At 62.1% G+C, this 18,599-nt stretch carries 19 protein-coding genes and 1 pseudogene; 10 read left to right on the forward strand and 10 right to left on the reverse strand.

Going from position 1 to position 18,599, the window contains the following annotated elements; all coding sequences use genetic code 11:
• Positions 1–216: 216 nt before the first annotated feature.
• From GKZ68_RS09705 to GKZ68_RS09720, 4 genes are all read right to left on the reverse strand, one after another.
• A complete protein-coding gene (locus tag GKZ68_RS09705; protein ID WP_173113843.1) occupies positions 217–2,655 on the reverse strand; it encodes an endonuclease MutS2 in 2,439 nt (812 codons plus the stop codon).
• Between the two features lie 161 nt (positions 2,656–2,816).
• Positions 2,817–3,107, reverse strand: coding sequence for a hypothetical protein (locus GKZ68_RS09710; RefSeq protein ID WP_173113846.1), 291 nt, complete (start codon positions 3,105–3,107; stop codon positions 2,817–2,819).
• Positions 3,108–3,229: 122 nt separating this feature from the next.
• On the reverse strand, positions 3,230–3,988 hold the full coding sequence (locus tag GKZ68_RS09715) for a TIGR02757 family protein (protein WP_173113848.1): 759 nt from the start codon (positions 3,986–3,988) through the stop codon (positions 3,230–3,232).
• A 137-nt stretch (positions 3,989–4,125) separates the two neighbouring features.
• Positions 4,126–5,061 carry a LysM peptidoglycan-binding domain-containing protein gene (locus GKZ68_RS09720; RefSeq protein WP_173113851.1) on the reverse strand — a complete coding sequence of 312 codons (936 nt, stop codon included), beginning with the start codon at positions 5,059–5,061 and terminating at the stop codon, positions 4,126–4,128.
• A 204-nt stretch (positions 5,062–5,265) separates the two neighbouring features.
• Between GKZ68_RS09720 and kdsB the strand changes: the two genes are divergently transcribed.
• Complete coding sequence (gene kdsB / locus GKZ68_RS09725; protein ID WP_173113854.1) at positions 5,266–6,018, forward strand: 3-deoxy-manno-octulosonate cytidylyltransferase; 753 nt, start codon at positions 5,266–5,268, stop codon at positions 6,016–6,018.
• A 7-nt stretch (positions 6,019–6,025) separates the two neighbouring features.
• Here the strand turns inward: kdsB and GKZ68_RS09730 are convergent, their stop codons facing one another.
• Positions 6,026–7,450: a CCA tRNA nucleotidyltransferase gene (locus GKZ68_RS09730; protein WP_173113857.1), complete on the reverse strand. Its 1,425-nt coding sequence runs from the start codon at positions 7,448–7,450 to the stop codon at positions 6,026–6,028.
• Between the two features lie 194 nt (positions 7,451–7,644).
• Between GKZ68_RS09730 and GKZ68_RS09735 the strand changes: the two genes are divergently transcribed.
• Complete coding sequence (locus GKZ68_RS09735; RefSeq protein WP_173113860.1) at positions 7,645–8,358, forward strand: glycosyl hydrolase family 28 protein; 714 nt, start codon at positions 7,645–7,647, stop codon at positions 8,356–8,358.
• 9 nt (positions 8,359–8,367) lie between these two features.
• Here GKZ68_RS09735 and GKZ68_RS09740 read toward each other — a convergent pair whose 3' ends face one another.
• Positions 8,368–8,940 carry an L-threonylcarbamoyladenylate synthase gene (locus tag GKZ68_RS09740; RefSeq protein ID WP_173113863.1) on the reverse strand — a complete coding sequence of 191 codons (573 nt, stop codon included), beginning with the start codon at positions 8,938–8,940 and terminating at the stop codon, positions 8,368–8,370.
• A 205-nt stretch (positions 8,941–9,145) separates the two neighbouring features.
• On the opposite strand from GKZ68_RS09740, the gene GKZ68_RS09745 reads away from it, so the two are divergent.
• Positions 9,146–9,286: a hypothetical protein gene (locus GKZ68_RS09745; protein ID WP_173113866.1), complete on the forward strand. Its 141-nt coding sequence runs from the start codon at positions 9,146–9,148 to the stop codon at positions 9,284–9,286.
• Between the two features lie 69 nt (positions 9,287–9,355).
• Here GKZ68_RS09745 and mce read toward each other — a convergent pair whose 3' ends face one another.
• Entirely contained in the window at positions 9,356–9,760 is a 405-nt protein-coding gene (gene mce, locus GKZ68_RS09750) for a methylmalonyl-CoA epimerase (protein WP_173113869.1), read from the reverse strand.
• 192 nt (positions 9,761–9,952) lie between these two features.
• Here mce and GKZ68_RS09755 point away from each other — a divergent pair, with 192 nt between their 5' ends.
• From GKZ68_RS09755 to GKZ68_RS09770, 5 genes and pseudogenes are all read left to right on the forward strand, one after another.
• Entirely contained in the window at positions 9,953–11,167 is a 1,215-nt protein-coding gene (locus tag GKZ68_RS09755) for an IscS subfamily cysteine desulfurase (RefSeq protein WP_173113872.1), read from the forward strand.
• Between the two features lie 101 nt (positions 11,168–11,268).
• Positions 11,269–11,388 carry an iron-sulfur cluster assembly scaffold protein gene (locus GKZ68_RS22050; RefSeq protein ID WP_254244238.1) on the forward strand — a complete coding sequence of 40 codons (120 nt, stop codon included), beginning with the start codon at positions 11,269–11,271 and terminating at the stop codon, positions 11,386–11,388.
• A pseudogene (locus GKZ68_RS09760) lies at positions 11,332–11,684 on the forward strand (iron-sulfur cluster assembly scaffold protein); the annotation flags it as partial. The gene GKZ68_RS22050 and the pseudogene GKZ68_RS09760, both read left to right, overlap by 57 nt.
• A gap of 158 nt (positions 11,685–11,842) precedes the next feature.
• The gene (locus GKZ68_RS09765; protein WP_068335803.1) at positions 11,843–12,169 is read left to right on the forward strand and encodes an iron-sulfur cluster assembly accessory protein; all 327 of its coding nucleotides are present in this window, start codon (positions 11,843–11,845) and stop codon (positions 12,167–12,169) included.
• A gap of 160 nt (positions 12,170–12,329) precedes the next feature.
• Positions 12,330–15,293, forward strand: a complete 2,964-nt coding sequence (locus GKZ68_RS09770) for a PAS domain-containing protein (RefSeq protein WP_173113875.1) — start codon at positions 12,330–12,332, stop codon at positions 15,291–15,293.
• A gap of 12 nt (positions 15,294–15,305) precedes the next feature.
• On the opposite strand, the gene murI is transcribed toward GKZ68_RS09770, so the two are convergent.
• Positions 15,306–16,136, reverse strand: coding sequence for a glutamate racemase (murI, locus tag GKZ68_RS09775; RefSeq protein ID WP_173113878.1), 831 nt, complete (start codon positions 16,134–16,136; stop codon positions 15,306–15,308).
• 121 nt (positions 16,137–16,257) lie between these two features.
• On the opposite strand from murI, the gene GKZ68_RS09780 reads away from it, so the two are divergent.
• Positions 16,258–16,491 carry a hypothetical protein gene (locus tag GKZ68_RS09780; protein WP_173113881.1) on the forward strand — a complete coding sequence of 78 codons (234 nt, stop codon included), beginning with the start codon at positions 16,258–16,260 and terminating at the stop codon, positions 16,489–16,491.
• Positions 16,492–16,515: 24 nt separating this feature from the next.
• On the opposite strand, the gene GKZ68_RS09785 is transcribed toward GKZ68_RS09780, so the two are convergent.
• Together GKZ68_RS09785 and GKZ68_RS09790 are read right to left on the reverse strand one after the other, a co-directional pair.
• A complete protein-coding gene (locus GKZ68_RS09785; protein WP_173113884.1) occupies positions 16,516–17,049 on the reverse strand; it encodes a GNAT family N-acetyltransferase in 534 nt (177 codons plus the stop codon).
• The gene (locus tag GKZ68_RS09790) at positions 17,050–17,727 is read right to left on the reverse strand and encodes an arylesterase (protein WP_173113886.1); all 678 of its coding nucleotides are present in this window, start codon (positions 17,725–17,727) and stop codon (positions 17,050–17,052) included.
• Between the two features lie 175 nt (positions 17,728–17,902).
• Between GKZ68_RS09790 and GKZ68_RS09795 the strand changes: the two genes are divergently transcribed.
• The gene (locus GKZ68_RS09795) at positions 17,903–18,589 is read left to right on the forward strand and encodes an ABC transporter ATP-binding protein (RefSeq protein ID WP_173113889.1); all 687 of its coding nucleotides are present in this window, start codon (positions 17,903–17,905) and stop codon (positions 18,587–18,589) included.
• The last annotated feature ends 10 nt before the right edge of the window (positions 18,590–18,599 follow it).

Consider the following 18,599-nt stretch of genomic DNA (forward strand, 5'->3'; position numbering starts at 1 on the left):
TGCCTCGACTGACTTGACTTGAACTATCAGCAAAACCGGAATTGCCAGGCTGGCTAGCCATCCCGAAGAAGAATGTACGCTCATCGGGCAAACTTAAGCAACGCCCGCTGGCCGTAGCCAGCTTTGAGCGAGCGCTTTGCCTGAAATTCAAACGGCCCACCGGATGCTTCCTTCCGGTGGGCCGTTTGCAAAAAGTGGGGCTAGTGAGCGGCTGCGCTACTTCAGCACGGCTAGGGTCACGCCGTCGCCGCCGCGGTCGGCGTGCTCGTCGCCCACGCTGGCCACGGCGCGGGTCTGGCGCAGGTAGTCGCGCACTACTTGGCGGAGCACACCGTTGCCGCGCCCGTGCAGAATTTTCATTTCCGGCACGCCAAACATTACCGCGTCATCGACATACGCCATGAGCTTGGTGAGGGCATCTTCGGCGCGCTCGCCGCGCAGGTCGAGCGTAGGGCTGAAGCCGGCCATGCGGCCGGTGAGGTCGAGGCTCTGGCCACCGGAGTTGGCGGCGGCCGTTTTGCGGGCGGCGGCTTCGCGCTCGCGCACTTCGGCGCGGCTCAGCTTTTCGAGCTGGCCGACTTTCACTAGCGTTTTCATGCCGCCGAAGAGCACCTCGGCGGTTTTGCCCTTCACGCTCACTACTTCGCCGTGGCCATCCTGACCCAGAATGGCCACGCGGTCGCCGGCCGCCAGGGTGCCGGCCTCGGCCAGCTCGCGGGTGGGGCGGGCTTTGGGCGGCTCGATTTGCAGCTCCTTGCGCACGAAAGTTTCGAGCTTCTCGCGAGCCTGCTTGGTGGTTTCCTTGTCGGCCTGCGAGCGACGGATTTCGCCGATGGTGGCCTCGATTTGCTGATTGGTGTCCTTGAGCAGCTTCTTGGCCTGGTGCTTGGCTTCGCGCAGGGTTTCGTTGCGGGTGTCGTCGAGGTGCTGCTTCAGTTCCTGGTAGTCCTGCGCGGCGCGCTTGAGGCGGCTTTGCTGCTTCTCCACGTCGCGCAGCTTGGTTTCGAGGTCGGTTTTGTCTTTTTCCAGTCCTTCGAGCAGGCGGTCGTAGCGGATTTTATCCTTGCCCACGAGCTGCGAGGCGCGTTCCACGAGCTGCCGGGGCAGGCCGATTTTACGGGCAATCTCGATGGCAAACGACGAGCCCGGCTTGCCGATTTCGAGGCGATAGAGCGGTTGCAGGCGCTCGGGGTCGTAGCGCATGGCGCCATTCACCAGGCCCTCAGTTTTCTCGGCAAAGTTCTTGAGGTTGGTGTAGTGCGTGGTTATCACGCCGAACGCGCGCTCGCGGTTGAGCTGCTCCAGCACGGCCTCGGCAATGGCGCCGCCCAGGCTAGGCTCGGTGCCGGTGCCAAACTCGTCAATCAGCACCAGGCTTTTCTTATTGGCCACGGTCACGAACTGCTTCATGGCCAGCAGGTGTGAGGAGTAAGTTGAAAGGTCATTTTCGAGGCTCTGCTCGTCGCCGATGTCGAGGAGAATATCCTCAAACATGCCGGCCTCGGAGTAGTCGTCGCACGGAATGAGCAGGCCGCATTGCAGCATGTACTGCACCAGGCCCACCGTCTTCAGCGATACCGACTTACCGCCCGCGTTCGGCCCTGAAATGACCAGGATACGCTTTTCGGGCGTCAGCTCAATATCGAGCGGTACTACTGCGCGCTTCTCCGCGTCGGGGCCGGCGGCTTTGTTGTGCTCCTTGAAGGTGAGGGCCAGCACCGGGTGGCGCACGCCGCGCCAGCGCAGCAGCGGCCGGGCGCTGAGCTCAGGCAGCTGGGCGCCGAGCTCGCGGGCTAGCCGCGCTTTGGCCCGAATGAAGTCGAGCAGGCCCAGGTAGTTATAAGCCTTGCGCAGGTCGGGCAGGTGCGGGCGTAGCTGGTCGGTGAGGGCCGTGAGGATGCGAATCAGCTCGCGCTGGTAAGCGTTTTCGAGGTCCTTGATGTCGTTGTTCAGCTCAAACACCTCGGCTGGCTCGATGTAGACCGTTTGGCCCGAAGCGCTTTCGTCGTGGATGAGGCCGCGCACGCGGCGCTTGTGCTCGGCTATTACAGGCAGCACCAGGCGCCCGCCCCGAATGGTAGGCTCGGCGTCGCCGGGTATCCAGCCCTCGCTCTTGGCGTGGCGCAGAATGCCGGCTAGCTGCTTGCGCAGCTGGCCCTGACGCTGAATCAGCTCCTGCCGAAGCTGGCGCAGCAGCGGCGAGGCGTCGTCGCGCACCTGGCCCTCGTCGTCCACGACTTTGTCGAGGCTAGCCAGCAAATTGCGGTCGGCCTGAATACCGATACCTAGCAAGCGCAGGCTAGGGTACAGCCCTTCGGGCGCCTGGGTGAAGAAAGTAAGCGCCGCCCGGATGGTGCGCAAGCTCATTTTGACCTCAAAAAAGGCGGCCACGTCGAGGTAGGCGCCGGGCAGCGAGGCGCGCTTGAGGTGCACGCGCACATCGTGGTAGTGCGCACCGGGAAAATCGCTGCCACTGTTCAGCAGCTGGGCAAATTCGTCGGTCTGGGCCAGCAGCTTGCTCAGCTGCTCGTGGTCGGTGACGAACTGCATCTTGGCCACGTACTGCCGGCCGAGCGCCGATAGGCAAAGCTGCTCCAGCAGGTCGCGGAGGGTAGAAAAGCCAATCTTGGCTTCAAAATTCTGGGGTACTAACAAATCGAATACAGGCGGGGATATGGACTAACTGGCCGCGAAGGTAAAACAGCAAACGGGGCGGGAAGATTCGCGCTAATACCAATAGCTTTACCGGGCGCCCTATCGGATTAGCAAGGCTAGCTCTCCTGATTAGCTAGCCTACTATCCCCCACACGCGCTGGCTAGCTACTTCGCGAACCAGTAGGTTTCTCCAGCTTCTGCCACAGCAGGTTAAATTCCTGCGCTTCTACTATTTGGTAATCGTCCACTAAAAACTCCCGGTCAGAGTCAGTCCACAGCCCCATGTTACGGTCGGTAGGTGCGTGCAAGATAGGCTCGCCCTGCGCATCGAAGCCAATTTCGCGCTCGGCGCGGCCATCTTCTACCTCGACGAGCCAGTAAGCTACGTCGTCGCTTTTCTTGCCGTAATCGGGGCTACCCTTGGGCACCCACCATAGAATAAGCCGCACCAAAAAATACAGCATTCTCTGGGTTAGCGAAGGCGTCGTGGCACGTATTTCCGGTACTTTTATGATGGCTGCGGACATATGCTGGGGTTTCTCAAGTCAAATGGCAAGCTAGAGCCTACTACACATTACCCCACGCCCTCCCCAAACAGCGCAAAATCGTACTTCACCGGGTCACTAGGGTCGAGCAGGCGCAGGTTAGCGGTGAGCTCTTCGGCGGCTTGCCAGTCTACTTTTTCGCGCTTCAGCAACCCTAGCAGGCGGGCCTGGCGCTCGACGTGCACATCGATGGGGCATATTAATTCACTCGGGGCAATGCGGCGCCAGAGGCCGAAATCGACGCCGTTAGTATCGCGGCGCACCAGCCAGCGCAAGTACATATTGAGGCGCTTGCAGACCGAGCCGCGGGCGGGCGTGGCCACGTGCTTGCGGGTGCGGGCCGGCGCATCGGGCAGGCTGAAGAATAGGTCGTGGAAGTTTATCAATCGCTCGCGCATGGTGGCGCCGTGCAGAAAGGCATCTTCGAGGGAAGTGTGACTTTTGTAGAACCAGCGCAGCCAGTGCACGAAGTAGAGCAAGTCGGTATCGCAGAACGTGCGGTGGCAGAAGCCGAGCAGCTTCTTCAGGTCGTCGTCGTGGTGTTGGGTGATGAACTGGTAGGGCGCATCGTCCATACGCGTCATCAATTCCGCCGTTTTCTTCAGAATGGTGGGGCGCTGGCCCCAGGCCAGCAGCGCGGCGAAAAGCCCGCTGATTTCAATATCCTGCAACCGCGTGTAGCGGTGCGGAATGCTGACGGGGTCTTTGGCCAGAAACGCCGGCTGGTTGTGGCGGTCGGCGCGCTCGTTGAGCAGGGCGCGGAGATTATTTACTTTAACAGTATCCATAAAATACGTTTGTCATTGCGAGCGCAGCGCAGCAATCGCAGCAGAACGACCCACTCGGGTGTCGTGCAGGTGCGATTGCTGCGCTGCGCTCGCAATGACAAACGAGGCTAATTGGCGCGGTTCAAGAATGGGGGTCCCTACGGCACGTAGCTCGTCTCGACCCGAAATTTGGCGTCGGCGGTGCCGAGCTTTTGCACGGCGCGGGGCGAGAGGCGCACCAGGATGTTCTCATTCTCGCCGGTATCGGGTAGCGTGCCGATGACGCGCACGTACACCGACTGGCCGTTCATCTGGTTTTTGACCTGCATGATGGTACCGACGGGCGCCGTTTTGTGCAGGGCCAGGTACTTGTCGGTGCCGTTGTTGGGAATGACGGAGGCGATGCCCACGTCAGTTTTGCGCTGCACCAGCTCGCTGGCGTGGGTGGGCGCTTTGGTTTCGACGGCTTCCTCACGCTTTTCGGCGGGGGTGGCGGGCGTCACGGTAGCTATCTGGGCCGGGGCAGCGGGATTCACCTTGGGCGCGGGCGGCTCGGGGGCGGCGGGGCGCGCGGCGGCCGGGGCGGGGCTAGCCGCTACCGGCGCGGCGTCGGCACCGGCGGCGCGCAGCTGCAGCTCCTGGCCCACGCGCACCGCGCCGCCAGCCGGCAGGTGGTTGAGCAGAATCAGCTCGGCGGGCGCGAGATTGAAGCGGCGGGCAATGCCAAACAATGTTTCGCCCTTGGCCACGGTGTAGTGCTCGGGCACGGCAGCCGAGGTGGCGGCGGGCAGCCTAGCCGGCGGGGCCACCGCCGTAGGCCGGGCCGCCCCGCCGCGCGGAATGAGCACCACCTCGCCAATGCCCAGGCCGTTTTTGAGCTGCGGGTTGGCCGCCGCAATCTGGTCGACCGACACGTGGTAGCGGCGGCCCAAGGCAAACATAGTTTCGCCCTGGGCCACGCGGTGGCGCACGAAGCGCTGGCCATTGCGGGTTTCCTGGCCAATGGAATCGGTAGGCAGCCGGTGGCTAGCGGGCAGGGTGGCCAGCGGGCCATGCAGCGAATTCAGTATCAACAACGAAGCGAGCAGACTCATGCGCAGAAGCAAGGCTAAAGGTGTACCAAAACCGGCCGGCGGCCGGCCCCGGCCCAGGGCCAGCGGTAGGCAAAGTAAATACCCAGCGGCCGGGCAGCCCTAGTTTAGGGGCCGGAAACTGGTTTGGGCGCACCGCCGGCCGGCTGCCCGCCGGCCGCCCTCAACGCCGCCGGCCGCCTGTTCATTGCTCGTTGCTTGTTTTCTATGTCCGCTCTCGGTATTATTCCGGCCCGTTTTGCCTCCTCCCGCCTGCCCGGCAAACCCCTCGTAGACCTGGGCGGCCGCACCATGATTGAGCGCGTGGTAGCGCAAGCGCGGCGGGCCAGGCTAGCCCGCGTGGTGGTAGCCACCGACGACGAGCGCATCCTCGACCACGTGCGCGGCTTTGGGGGCGAGGCCGTGCTCACGCGCGCCGACCACCCCAGCGGCACCGACCGCGTGTGGGAGGCGTTTGACTTGCTGGGCCGGCCTGGCGGGTTTAATTGCATCGTCAATATTCAGGGCGATGAGCCGTTTATTCACCCGGCGCAGATAAACGCCTTAGTGGACTTGTTTGCCCAGCGGCCCACGCCGGCCATTGCCACGCTCATCAAACCGGTGCTTACGGACGAAGAATTATTCAGTCCCCACTTGCCCAAAGTAGTGGTGAACCAGTTTGGGCGGGCAATGTATTTCAGCCGGTACCCCCTGCCCTACCAGCGCCAGCACCCTAGCCACGAGTGGCTAGCCCATCATCAGTATTACCGGCACCTGGGCTTGTATGCCTACGACCCCGAAACTTTAGGGGAGCTTACGTTGCTACCGCCGTCGCGGCTGGAACTATCTGAGAGCCTGGAGCAACTGCGCTGGCTCGAAGCCGAATATCCCATCCAGACGGTTATCACTGAGCTCGACGCCTTTGGCATCGACACGCCCGAGGATGTGGCGCGGGCGCGCCAGCGGCTGGGGGCTGGCTAGCCCACCGCTAGGCCTGCGCGCCCGGGGCTAGCCCCAGCGCCGCGCCGCGGCGCAGCAGCAGCGCGTAGGCCGGCTCCCACTCGTTGGGCACTTCGCCTTCCAGAATGGCTTCGAGCACGGCTTCCTTCAGCTCGCCTACCTGGCGCGAGGGCTTGAGGCCGAAGGTTTCCATAATGACCTCGCCGGTGATGACGGGCTTGAAGTTGCGCAGATGGTCCTTGGCCTCAATTTCGCGCAGCTTTTCTTCTACCACGTCGAAATTCTGGAGGTAGCGGGCCTTGCGCTGGTGGTCCTTGCTGGTAATATCGGCCCGGCACAGCACCAGGAGGCGGTCGATGTCGTCGCCGGCCTCGAAGAGCAGGCGGCGCACCGCCGAGTCGGTCACGATTTCCTTGCTCAGCGCAATGGGCCGCAGGTGCAGGCGCACCAGCTTCTGCACCAGGCGCATCTCCTCCCCTAGCGGCAGCTTGAGGTCGGTAAAAATGCCTGGCACCCAGCGCGCGCCCTTGTCCTCGTGGCCGTGAAAGGTCCAGCCTACTTTAGGGTCGTAGCGCTTGGTGGCGGGCTTGGCGATGTCGTGCAGGATGGCGGCCCAGCGCAGCCACAGGTCACCCCCGGCAGCCGCCACGTTATCAAGCACTTGCAGGGTATGATAAAAATTATCCTTGTGGGCGTGGTTACCCACTTTTTCTACGCCGTGCAGCAGCGCCATCTTCGGAAAGATGAGCTGCAATAGGCCGGTCTGCAACAGCAGCTTGAAGCCGTAGCTGGGCACCGGCGACTCAACTATCTTATTGAGCTCAATGGTGATACGCTCCTGCGACACGATTTTGATGCGCTCCTTATTGCGGCCGATGGCGTCGTAGGTATCGGGCTCAATATCAAAGTTGAGCTGCGAGGCGAAGCGGATGGCGCGCAGCATGCGCAGCGGGTCGTCGGAGAACGTGATATCGGGCCCCAGCGGCGTGCGGATGGTCTTGCTAGCCAGGTCCTTCATGCCGTCGTAGCGGTCCACGAGCGCGCCGAAGTCCTCGGCGTTGAGGCTCAGGCCCAGCGCGTTGATGGTGAAGTCGCGGCGGGCCAGGTCGTCTTCCAGGGTGCCGGCCTCTACCTCGGGCTTGCGGCTTTCGGCGCGGTAGCTTTCCCGGCGGGCGCCCACAAACTCGATTTCGCCGGCCTCCTCGGTGGGCAGCATGGCGGTGCCGAAGTTCTTAAACACCGTGACGCGGCCCCGGCCCGGCAGCCGCCGGCCCACCGCCTGGGCTAGCCGGATGCCGTCGCCCACCGTCACCACGTCAATGTCCTTGCTGCTGCGCTTTAAGGCCAGGTCGCGCACGTAGCCGCCGATGACGTAGGCTGGCTGGCCCAACTCGTGGGCGGCCTCGGCAATGGTACGGAAGATGGGCAAATCGGGCAGCGTGGGCGTGGTCATGGCGGCAAAGTTCGGGCGCAGCGGCGGTTAGTGCCGCTATACGAGGCCAACTCTTCTGCCCGGGCGCTACCAGCCCGGGCTAGCCAAGCACCGGGCACTACTGCTGCGCCACCCGCGAGCCAGCCGCTGCGGGAGCCTACTACCAAAGCAGTTACCGGCCGCGCAAGCCCTTGCTATTTCATGCAAAATCCCTTATGCTCCCGCTTACTTTCCACCATGAATTGCTACTTCGCTCGCCTGCTGGGGCTAGGGCTGGTTGGGCTGCTCGGCCTGGGGGCTGCGCCAAAAACGACGCTACGCCTTCGGCCACCTCCACCACAGGCACGCCGCCGCCCAACCTGCACACTCAGGCAAATAGCGCCCTGGTGCGCCCCCGGCTCATCAACATTTCTGCGTGCCAGAACCCGACCGTGACGGGCTGCACTTGCCTGCACGGCCACGGCCTTTCAATTGGCAGCGAAACTTCTTTGGGCATTAATACCCTGACAGTCAGCAACTATGTCTTCACCAATACTGATAATGGCATCCGCATCAAGTCGGCGCCCGGCCTGGGGGGACTGCTGCAAAACGTCAGCTACAGCAACATCACCACGACGAACGTTAAGAAACCGCTCGTGCTAAACAGGGCGTATGCGCTTAACCCGAATAATACGCACCCAACCGACATCCCGAGCGTGGTGGGCATGGCCCTCGACCACCTCACCGTGACCGGCGCCCAAAACGCCGGTAGTCTGGTGGGGCTAGCCACGCTGCCCATCCAAAACCTGCCGCTATCCAACCTCACTATCTCGGCCAAAACCGGCCTGGTTATGCAGCATGCTACCGGGGTTGTGCTCAGCAATTGGGTTATCAACGTGGCGAGCGGCAAGCTCATTAGCACCCAGAACGTGCAGGGCACGGGCTTTTAGCCGCCGCGCTTAGTCGCGCACTACTTCGAGCGCGCCGCCGGCTCCTAGCCGCACAATGCGCGAGGGCGCGGTGCGGGTTTCATCGTCCTGCCGCCAGCTCACTACGTAGTCGACCCCGCGCACGATGGCCGTGTCTACTTCCTTGAAAATGGCGGGTGTGGGCTGGCCGGTTTTGTTGGCCGAGGTGCTCACCAGGCCGTGGCCCAGGCGGCGCACCAGCTTGTGGCAAAACTCATCTTGCGGCACGCGCAGGCCCACCGTGCCATCGGGCGCCACGAGGTTGGGGGCCACGGCGGGGCTAGCGGGCAAAATGTAGGTAGTGGGCCGTGTTTGGGCAGCCAGGGCCGCTTCGAGTTCGGCGGGCACCTCGGCGGCGTAGCGGCGCAGCATCTCCAGGTCGGCCACCAGCACGATGCTGGGCGTGCCCTCGGCACGGCCTTTTAGTTTGTAAAGCTTCTCGACGGCGCGGGACACCTCGGCATCGCAGCCCAGGCCCCACACGGTGTCGGTAGGGTACAGAATGACCTGCTGGGCAATGAGCACATCAATGGCGCTGTCTACTTCCTGGCGAAAAAAATTCATGGACGACATAAGACGAAAAATAAGCTGGAATACGGCGCAGGCTAATCTTGAGGCCCATTTAGTGGGCTGGCTAGCTTACGCAACCACTCGGCGCGGCGGCCGTTCAGCCAGGCAGCTGCAAAGATGCAGGTTTCTCCCATGGCTGCTATCTAACCCACCGCCCACACGTTTGACACGTTCACACTACGCATCGCCTACGCTTGGCGTGCCTACCACCGTGCTCGACGGGGCTAGCCTGGGGGCTACTTCCGAAGGCAATGAGCAGTATTTCAGCAGCCCTTACGCCAGGCGCGTGCTGCCCGGCGTGGGCTACTACGTGCCCCGCGAGGCCCCGGCGTTATTGTAGCGGCAGTGCTGAATTAGCCACCTCCCCCGTTCCCGCTCTTTTGGAAAGAGGCCGGGGGAGGTTCGCCCGCTAGGCGATACTTTGGCACAACTCGACCAGCACGCCGCCCGCGCTCTTGGGATGCACAAAGCACACCAGCTTATTATCGGCGCCGCGCTTGGGCGTTTCATTCAGCAGAATGAAGCCCTCGGCCCGCAGCCGCGCCATTTCGGCCTCAATATTATCGACCTCGAAAGCGACATGGTGAATGCCTTCAGGCTTTTTATCCAAAAACTTGGTGATGGCGCTTTCGGGGCTGGTGCCGGCCAGCAGTTCGATTTTGGAGCCGCCGATTTGGAAGAAAACCGTGTCCACGGCCTCGCTGGGCACGTGCTCGGTTTTGTAGGGCGGCTGGCCCAGCAGGCGGGTGTAGAGGTCGGTGGCGGCGGCTAAGTCGCGCACGGCCAGGCCCACATGTTCGAGGTTGGTAAGCATAACAAGAGGCCGGCGGCTAGCCCGGCCGCGCAAAGCTACCGGCCGCCAGGGCTAGCCAGCCAGCAGGTGCGGGTTTTTAGACAGATTCCAGCTATTTTTGTGGATTCCAAAAAACTGTTTAGGCCAAAATTCTGTTTCACCGACAGTCAACTGCCTATCTTTAGCATTTACTAGAAAATCCAGCCCAGCGCCATGCTTAAGCTACCTATCTACCTGGACAACAACGCCACCACGCCGCTCGACCCGCGCGTGCTGGAGGCCATGATGCCCTACCTGACCGATGTGTTCGGCAACGCGGCTTCGCGCAACCACCCCTTCGGCTGGGCGGCGGAAGAAGGCGTGGACTATGCCCGCGAGCAAATCAGCCAACTCATCAACTGCGACCCCAAGGAGATTATCTTCACCAGCGGCGCCACGGAAAGCGACAACCTGGGTATCAAGGGCGTGTATGAGATGTATGCCCAGCGGGGCAACCATCTCATCACCACCACGACCGAGCACAAAGCCGTGCTCGATACCTGCAAGCACATCGAGAAGCTCGGCGGTAAGGTAACGTACCTGCCCGTGAACGAGCAGGGCCTCATCAGCCTCGCAGAGCTGGAAGCCGCTATGACGCCCCAGACTATTCTGGTGACCATCATGTACGGGAACAATGAGACGGGCACCGTGCAGCCCATCCGCGAAATTGCGGCCATTGCCCACAAGCACGGCGCGCTGTTTATGAGCGACGGCACCCAGGCCGTGGGTAAGATTCCGGTGGACGTGCAAGCCGATGGCATCGACCTGATGGCCTTCACGGCCCACAAAATGTACGGCCCCAAAGGTGTGGGCGCCCTTTACGTGCGCCGTAAAAACCCGCGCGTGAAAGTGACCGCCCAGATGGACGGCGGCGGCCACGAGCGCGGCATGCGCTCGGGCACCCTCAACGTGCCCGGTATCGTAGGCTTCGGCAAAGCCTGTGAGCTGGCCCGCCTCGAAATGGCGGCCGACGCCGAGCGCCTGAGCAAGCTGCGCGACAAGCTCGAAAGCGAGCTGCTGACCCTCGAAGAGAGCTACGTGAATGGCTCGCGCGAGCACCGCCTGCCGCACGTAACGAACATCAGCTTCAAATATGTAGAAGGCGAAGGCCTGATGATGGGCGTAAAAGACCTGGCCGTATCGAGCGGCTCGGCCTGCACCTCGGCTAGCCTGGAGCCTAGCTACGTGCTCAAGGCCCTGGGCCTGAGCGATGACTTGGCGCACAGCAGCCTGCGCTTCGGCCTCTCGCGCTTCACCACCGACGAGCAAATTGCCTACGCCATCGGCCACGTAAAAGAAGCCGTAACCAAGCTCCGCGAGATGTCGCCGCTGTGGGAGATGCACAAGGAAGGCATCGACCTCAACACCATTGAGTGGGCAGAGCATTAATGCAGCGAACAGTTTGCAATGAGCAGTGAACAGTATCGTTCTTAGTAGCTCATTTGGTAACTGCTCCCTATTCACTGATACCTACTAACTAAAAAATACCAATGGCTTACTCCGATAAGGTAATCGACCACTACAGCAACCCGCGCAACGTGGGCACGCTGGACAAAAGCAAGAAAACGGTAGGCACCGGCCTGGTAGGTGCCCCGAGTGCGGCGACGTAATGCGCCTGCAAATCGAGGTGGACGAGGCTACCAACACCATCACCGACGCCAAGTTTAAGACCTTCGGCTGCGGCTCGGCCATCGCATCGTCGAGCCTGGCTACCGAGTGGCTGAAGGGCAAAACGGTGGACGAGGCCCTGGCCATCGACAACATGGAGATTGTGGAAGAACTAGCTTTGCCGCCCGTAAAAATCCACTGCTCGGTGCTGGCCGAAGACGCCATTAAGATGGCTATCAACGACTACCGCGTGAAAAACGGCCTGCCAGCCCTGGAGCTCGAAAAGGCACACCACTAGGCTAGCCCTGGTGCGGATAAGGACGGCCCCGTAACGGGCCGTCTTTTTTTTGTTATTTAGAATCCTTCTTAGCGGTATCTTTGTTATAGAAACGCCGCTAACTTTTTAGGCATAGCTGGCCGCTGTTCTTTCTACGCACCTTTAGCCATCTACTTGTTATGATTACCGTTTCGGATAAAGCCAAGGAAAAAGTGGAGCATCTGATGCGCGACTCGCAGCTCGATGCTACCTACCGGCTGCGCGCCTCGGTGGCGGGCGGCGGCTGCTCGGGCCTGAGCTACAAGCTGGACTTTGATAACGAAACCCGGCCGATGGACCAGGAATTTGAGGATAAAGGTGTGCGCGTGGTAGTGGATATGAAGAGCTTTCTGTACCTGGCCGGCACCGAGCTCGATTTTTCGGATGGACTGAATGGCAAAGGCTTTCAGTTTCATAATCCAAACGCTTCACGCTCTTGCGGTTGTGGCGAAAGTTTCTCAGTATAAACCATTTAGCAGCTACTACTTACAGGCTCCGGCGCAATATGCACCGGAGCCTTTTTACTTATCTTGCACGCGTAGTTGCGGCTAGGGCCTGAGGCTGGCCGCCGCACTGCCCTTGTTAGCTGCTTTGATGGTTACCGCTGCTTCTACGCTTCCTTTTCCTTTGGCCAACGACCTGTTGCAAACTACGCTGGCGGTATCGCTGACGGCCATCAGCCTGCTGCGCCCAATTTTAGGGGCAGCCGAAGAACTGCTAGACTTTACGCTGGAATATATCAACCCCGCCGGCCAGCGCATGACGGGGCTGCCCGAGCGGCCAGTTGGCACGCTGTGCACCTTGTTTCCGCACGCCCACTCTACTGGCCTGCTAGATTTTTACCGGCGCGTGTACAGTACCAGCCAGGCGAGTACGTTTGACTTCACGTATCGAGGCGACGAGGCCGATTCATTTTATTTAGTAGCGGCGCAGCGCAGTGGTGAGCTGCTGGTAGTAAGCCTGACCAATAGCGCCCAGCAGGAGCGCCCGGCCGTGGAGCAGGCTCTGCGGGCCAGCCAGGCCCGCGAGCAGGCCGCCCGCCGGGAAGTAGAGCGCGAGCGCAACCTGCTGGAAGCAATCCTAACGCAGGCCCCGGTGGCCATCGGCTTATTTAGAGGCCCTGAGCAGGTAGTAGTAACGGCTAATACCCAGCTGTGCGCCATGTGGGGCTACGCACCGGCCGACGTGCTGGGCCGCCCCCTGCTGGATGGCGTGCCCGAGTTGCGCGGCCAGGGCTTCGCAGAACTCATTGCCGAAGTGGCTCACACCCAAGTGCCCTACGTGGGGCGTGAGGTGCCGGCGCAGCTCACGCAGCAGGGCCAGCTGCAAACCCACTATTTCAACTTTGTGTACCAGCCGCTGCATAGCCCAAGGGGCGAGCTGCTGGGTGTGCTGGATATTGCAATTGACGTGACCGAGCAGGTGCTAGCCCGCCAGCAGGTGCAGAGCCTGAACGAGGAGCTAGCCGCCGCCAATGAAGAATTGCAGGCCGCCAACGAGGAGTTTTTCTCGAATAATGAGGCGCTCACGCACGCGCAGCTGAAGCTACAGCAGCTCAACCAGGAGCTGGAGCGGCGCGTAGCCGAGCGCACCCAGGCGCTGGCCCAGGCACTGGCCGACGCCGAGCACCAGCGCCAGCGCCTGGCACGTTTCTTCAACCAGGCGCCGGCTGCCATCTGCATCTTCGACGGGCCTGATTTTGTGTATGAATTAGTGAACCCGGCTTATCAGCGGCTGTTTCCGGGCCGCCACCTGCTGGGCCGGCCCCTGCTGGCGGCCCTGCCCGAGCTAGCCCACCAGCCCGGCTGGCGCACGCTGCGGCACGTGTACGAAACGGGCCAGACGCACGAGGAAATGGGTATTCTAATGCCAATAGCCACGTATGAGGGCGGTCCGCTGCAGGATTTTTACTTCCACTATATTCAGCAGGCGCGCTACGATGAGCAGGGCCGCATTGACGGCGTACTGGTATTTGTGCTCGACATGACCGAGCAGGTGCTAGCCCAGCAGCGGGCCGACGCCCTGCAAGCCGAAGTGCTGACTGCCACCCGGCAGCAGGTGCGGCAGCGCGAAGAGTTGTATCAGCTCTTTGAGCGCACGCCGGCCGCTATTTGCCTGCTGCGCGGCCCTGAGCATCGGTTTGAGTATTTCAACCCGTCCTACCAGGCGCTCTTTCCGGGCCGCTCGATGTGGGGCCACACCGTCGCCGAAATTCAGCCGGAAGCTATTGAGCAAGGCTTTGTAGCCCTGCTTGACCACGTGTACCAGTCCGGCGAAACGTATTATGGCAATGAGCTGCCCCTGCGGGTGGAGCAGGCCGATGGTAGCCCGCCCAAAACCACTTATTTCAACTTCACCTACCAGGCATACCACGAAGATGGGCAGCCGGCCGGAATTTCTGTTTTCGCTTTTGACGTAACCGAGCAGGTGCTGGCCCGGCAGCAGCGCGCGGCGCAGCAGCAGCAGCTACGCGAGCTGTTCGAGCAGGCGCCGGTTGCCATCGCCGTTTTTCAGGGGCCTCAGTACCTCATCGAGTTTGCCAATCCGGCGGTATGCCGCTTGTGGGGGCGCACGCCGCAGCAGGCCCTGCACACGCCCTTGTTTGAACAGTTGCCCGAGGCCGCTGGGCAGGGCTTCGAGCAGCTGCTCGATGGCGTGATGGCCACGGGCGTGCCCCACGTGGCCCACGAGCTGATGGTGCTTATCGACCGCGATGGCCGGCGCGACACCGTGTATCTGAACTTTGTGTACCAGCCTTTACGCAATGCGGAAGGCCAGTCTATTGGCGTCACGATGGTAGCTACGGAGGTGACCGAGCAGGTAGCCGCCCGGCGCCAGGTGCAGGCGCTGAACGAGGAATTGCAAGCCGCTAACCAGGAGCTGCAGGCGACCAACAGCCAGCTTACCCGCACCAACATCGACCTCGACAACTTCATCTACACGGCCTCGCACGACCTGAAGGCTCCCATCACCAACATCGAAGGCCTGCTGACGGCCCTGCAAGAGCAACTGCCCGCCAAGCTGCGGCAAGACGAGCAGGTGCAGCCGCTGCTGCGCATGATGGAGGGCGCCGTGGAGCGCTTTCAGAAAACTATTGGGCACCTCACCGACATTTCTAAGCTGCAACAAGCCCACGCGCAAGCCGAGGAAGTAATAGACTTGGTAACCTTGCTTGACGAGGTAGCCCTCGACCTCGCGCCCGAGTTGGCCAGCACCAAAGCCCAGCTGCTGGTCGACGTGGCGGCCTGCCCTAGCCTGTCGTTCTCGCCCAAAAACCTGCGCAGTATTTTCTACAACCTGCTCAGCAATGCCATCAAGTACCGCGCCCCCGGCCGGCCACCCCTGATTGAGTTGCGCTGCCACTCGCAGCCCGGCCGGGTGATACTCGAAGTGCAGGACAACGGCCTGGGGCTCGACGAGGCCCAGCAGAGTCAGCTTTTTGGCATGTTTCAGCGCCTGCACAGCCACGTCGAGGGCTCGGGCATCGGGCTGTACATGGTGAAGAAGATAGTAGAAAACGCCGGCGGCACCATCACGGTGCGCAGCGAGCCGGGCGTGGGCTCCACCTTCAGCATCGTGCTGCCGGGCTAGCCTAGCCGCATGCTACTCCCACAGCGGATAGTGTTCGAGCTGTACTTCCTGCCCGAAGAAAATGCGCGTGCTTTCCTCAAATGAGCGCGTGAAATCGCTGACGTAGAAGTGGTGGGCCGGGGTAGTTTCGGCCGGGCTAGCCAGCAGCTGGCGGGCTTCCAGGGCCTCGGCCACGGTGGCAGCCACCACGTCGGACGGGTCGAGTACCGTGACGCGGCCCTGGTAGTGGCCGTCTATCTGGGGCTTGATGAGCGGGAAATGGGTGCAGGCCAGCAGAAGCGCATCAATGCCTTGCAGCGTGGCATGGTCGAGGTAGGCGCGAATAATCTCTTCCGACACGCGGCCATTAAAAAAGCCTTCCTCAATCATGGGAATGAGCAGCGGGGTGGCCAGCGCGTGCAGGTCCACGCCGAGGTCGAGCTGGTCGATTTTTTTGCGGTAGATGTTGGAGCCCACCGTTTGCTTGGTGCCGATGAGGCCCACCGGCCGGCCGGCGTAGTACCGGCCCACGTGCGCCACTACGGGGTCTATCATGCCCACTACCAGGGCTTTAGAGCCCACGTACTCGCGCACCAGCTCGTAGGCGGCGGCACTGGCCGAGTTGCAGGCAATGAGAATCAGCTTGCAGTGCTGGCGCAGCAGCACGTCGCAGATTTTGACGGCGTAGGCCTGGATGGCGGCGGTGCTTTTTTCGCCGTAGGGCAAGTGGGCCGTGTCGCCGAAGTATACCAGCCGCTCGTGGGGCAGGCGCTGGGCCACGGCGCGGGCCACGGTGAGGCCCCCAATGCCGGAGTCGAAAATACCAATGGGCCGGGCGGCCGGGTCGGGAGCAGGAGTAGTCATACGCGGCAGCAAAGGTCGGGCAGTTCGGCGATTAAATTGGGCGAAGCGGCTAGCCGGGGTTGCACAAGTCTGGGTTCGTTCCTATTTTTCGCACTCGTTTATCCTTCGTACTTACTATCTTATGAGCGCAGTTTTACAGGAAATAGACCAGGCGCTGGCCGGCTACCAGGCCCGGCACCAGGCCCGCCCGGTGGCCGTGTACCTGGGCGAGCGCAAGCTTACCCAGCTTATTCTGGACGTAGCCCAGCTCGGCGCGCCGCCCGCGCTCAGCACCGACGCCGGCCGGCCCCGCACCTACCGCAACCTGGAACTGCTGCGCGACGAAGTGAACGTGGACGCGCTGCGGATAATTTAGCCGGTGCGGCGGCGAGCTACTTTCTCAGCCCGGCGTAGCGCTGAACCGCTCCAGCAGCACTCCTGGCTGGCCTTTGTAGTCGGTGCGGCTGAATTCCTGGTAGCCAACCTTAGCCGCCAGGCGCAGCGAAGGCACATTATCGGGGTGAATGAGGCATACGGTGCGCGGCTGGGCCAGGTGGGCATCGGCCCAGGTCAGCGCGGCCTGCATGGCCTCCGTGGCGTAGCCCTGGCCATGACTATGCGGCGCCAGCACCCAGCCCACCTCGGGGTAGCCTTTAAGGGAAGGGGTAATGGCGCGCTGCCAGTCGCCGAAGCCCACCACGCCGAGGTAGTGGCCGCTAGCCCTCTCTTCGACCGCCCAAAAGCCGTAGCCGCACAGCACCCAGACGCCCAGGTGGCGGAGCATCTTCGTCCACACGTCTTCCTCGGACAAGGGCTGCCCACCCAAAAACTGATAAAAAGCGGGCTCCTGCCACATGGCCAGAGAAGCTGCTAAATCGGACGGATAATGGCCACGCAGGCGCAGGCGCTCGGTTTCGAGAACGGGAATAGTCACTTACAAAATGGGTTGCAGGGTGCGCCACACGGTGCGGGCCACCAGCTTGTGGCCTTCGGGCGTGGGATGAATGCCGTCGCGCTGGTTGAGCTTGGCGATGCCGCCCACGTTTTCGAGCAGAAATGGAATGAGCGTCAGCTTGTTCTTCGCCGCGGTTTCGGCGTAGAGCTTCTTAAAATCGGCGGCGTAGGCGGGGCCCATATTGGGCGGAATCTGCATGCCGGCGAGTACGATTTTGGCCTGCGGAGCCTTCTGGCGCACGGTGTCGATGATGGCTTGCAGGTTTTTGCGGGTGTCGGCGAGGGGCAGGCCGCGCAGGCCATCGTTGCCGCCCAGCTCCAGCACAAACACGCCCACCGGCTGGCGGCTCAGCACCCAATTGATGCGCGAGCGGCCGCCGGCCGTGGTTTCGCCGCTGAGGCCGGCATTGACGACGGTGTAGGGCAGGTGCAGCGAATCGACGCGCTGCTCGATGAGCGCCGGGTAGGCCTGGTCGGGCTCCACGCCCAGGCCCGCCGTGATGCTGTCGCCAAAAAATAAAATGGCCGGCTGGCTTTTGGGCGCGGCGGCTTCGGCGGCGGGGCTAGCGGCCGCCGTGGCTTTGGTAGCGTTGGTATCGGACTGGCAGCCAGCGGCTAGCAGGGCTAGCAGCAGGGCGCTACCGGGTAAGTAGTTCATGGGAAAACTGAAATCAGGCAAAAGTATAAGCCGCCGTCGTGCGTCCTACGTAGCCAATAACCGATGGGATGACGTTTTTCTTCCCGAAAGATTGTTACCCCCTTACCAAGTACGTCAGCCACGCAATCGCCGCGCAACTTAGCCAGCGGCGGCCCTCCCCGCAAACCGCCAGTAGATGACCAGCCTTCAAGTCGAAAACCTCACCAAAACCTACCCGAGCGCCGGGCGCCAGCTCACGGTGCTGCACGAAGTCAGCTTCAGCCTCCAGCCCGCCGATACGTTTGCCATCGTGGGCCCCAGCGGCAGCGGCAAAACCACCCTGCTAGGCCTGTGCGCGGGCCTCGACCGCGCCACCAGCGGCAGCGTGTGGCTGCAAGGCATTCAGCTCGATAAGCTGAGTGAGGACCAGCGGGCGGCGGTGCGCAACCAGCACGTGGGCTTCATTTTCCAGAATTTTCAGCTGCTGCCCACCCTCACGGCCCTCGAAAACGTGCAGGTGCCGCTGGAGCTGCGCGGCGAGCGCAACGTGGCCAAGCAGGCCCAGACGCTGCTGGAGCGCGTGGGGCTAGGCGCGCGCGGCCACCACTACCCGGCCCAGCTCAGCGGCGGCGAGCAGCAGCGCGTGAGCCTGGCCAGGGCCTTTGCCAACCGGCCGCAGATTCTCTTTGCCGACGAGCCCACCGGCAACCTCGACCCCGACACCAGCGCCACGGTGGTAGACCTGCTTTTTGACCTCAACAAAGAAGCCGGTACCACGCTCGTGCTCGTGACCCACGATTTGGAGCTGGCCGCTAAGACTCAAAGAATCATGCGGATGCGCGGCGGCAAGGTGGTGGAGGAAACCGTAGCGCGGACGTTGTAGTCTGCGTTCG

It is taken from the genome of Hymenobacter sp. BRD128 (genome assembly GCF_013256625.1).
Taxonomy (GTDB): domain Bacteria; phylum Bacteroidota; class Bacteroidia; order Cytophagales; family Hymenobacteraceae; genus Hymenobacter.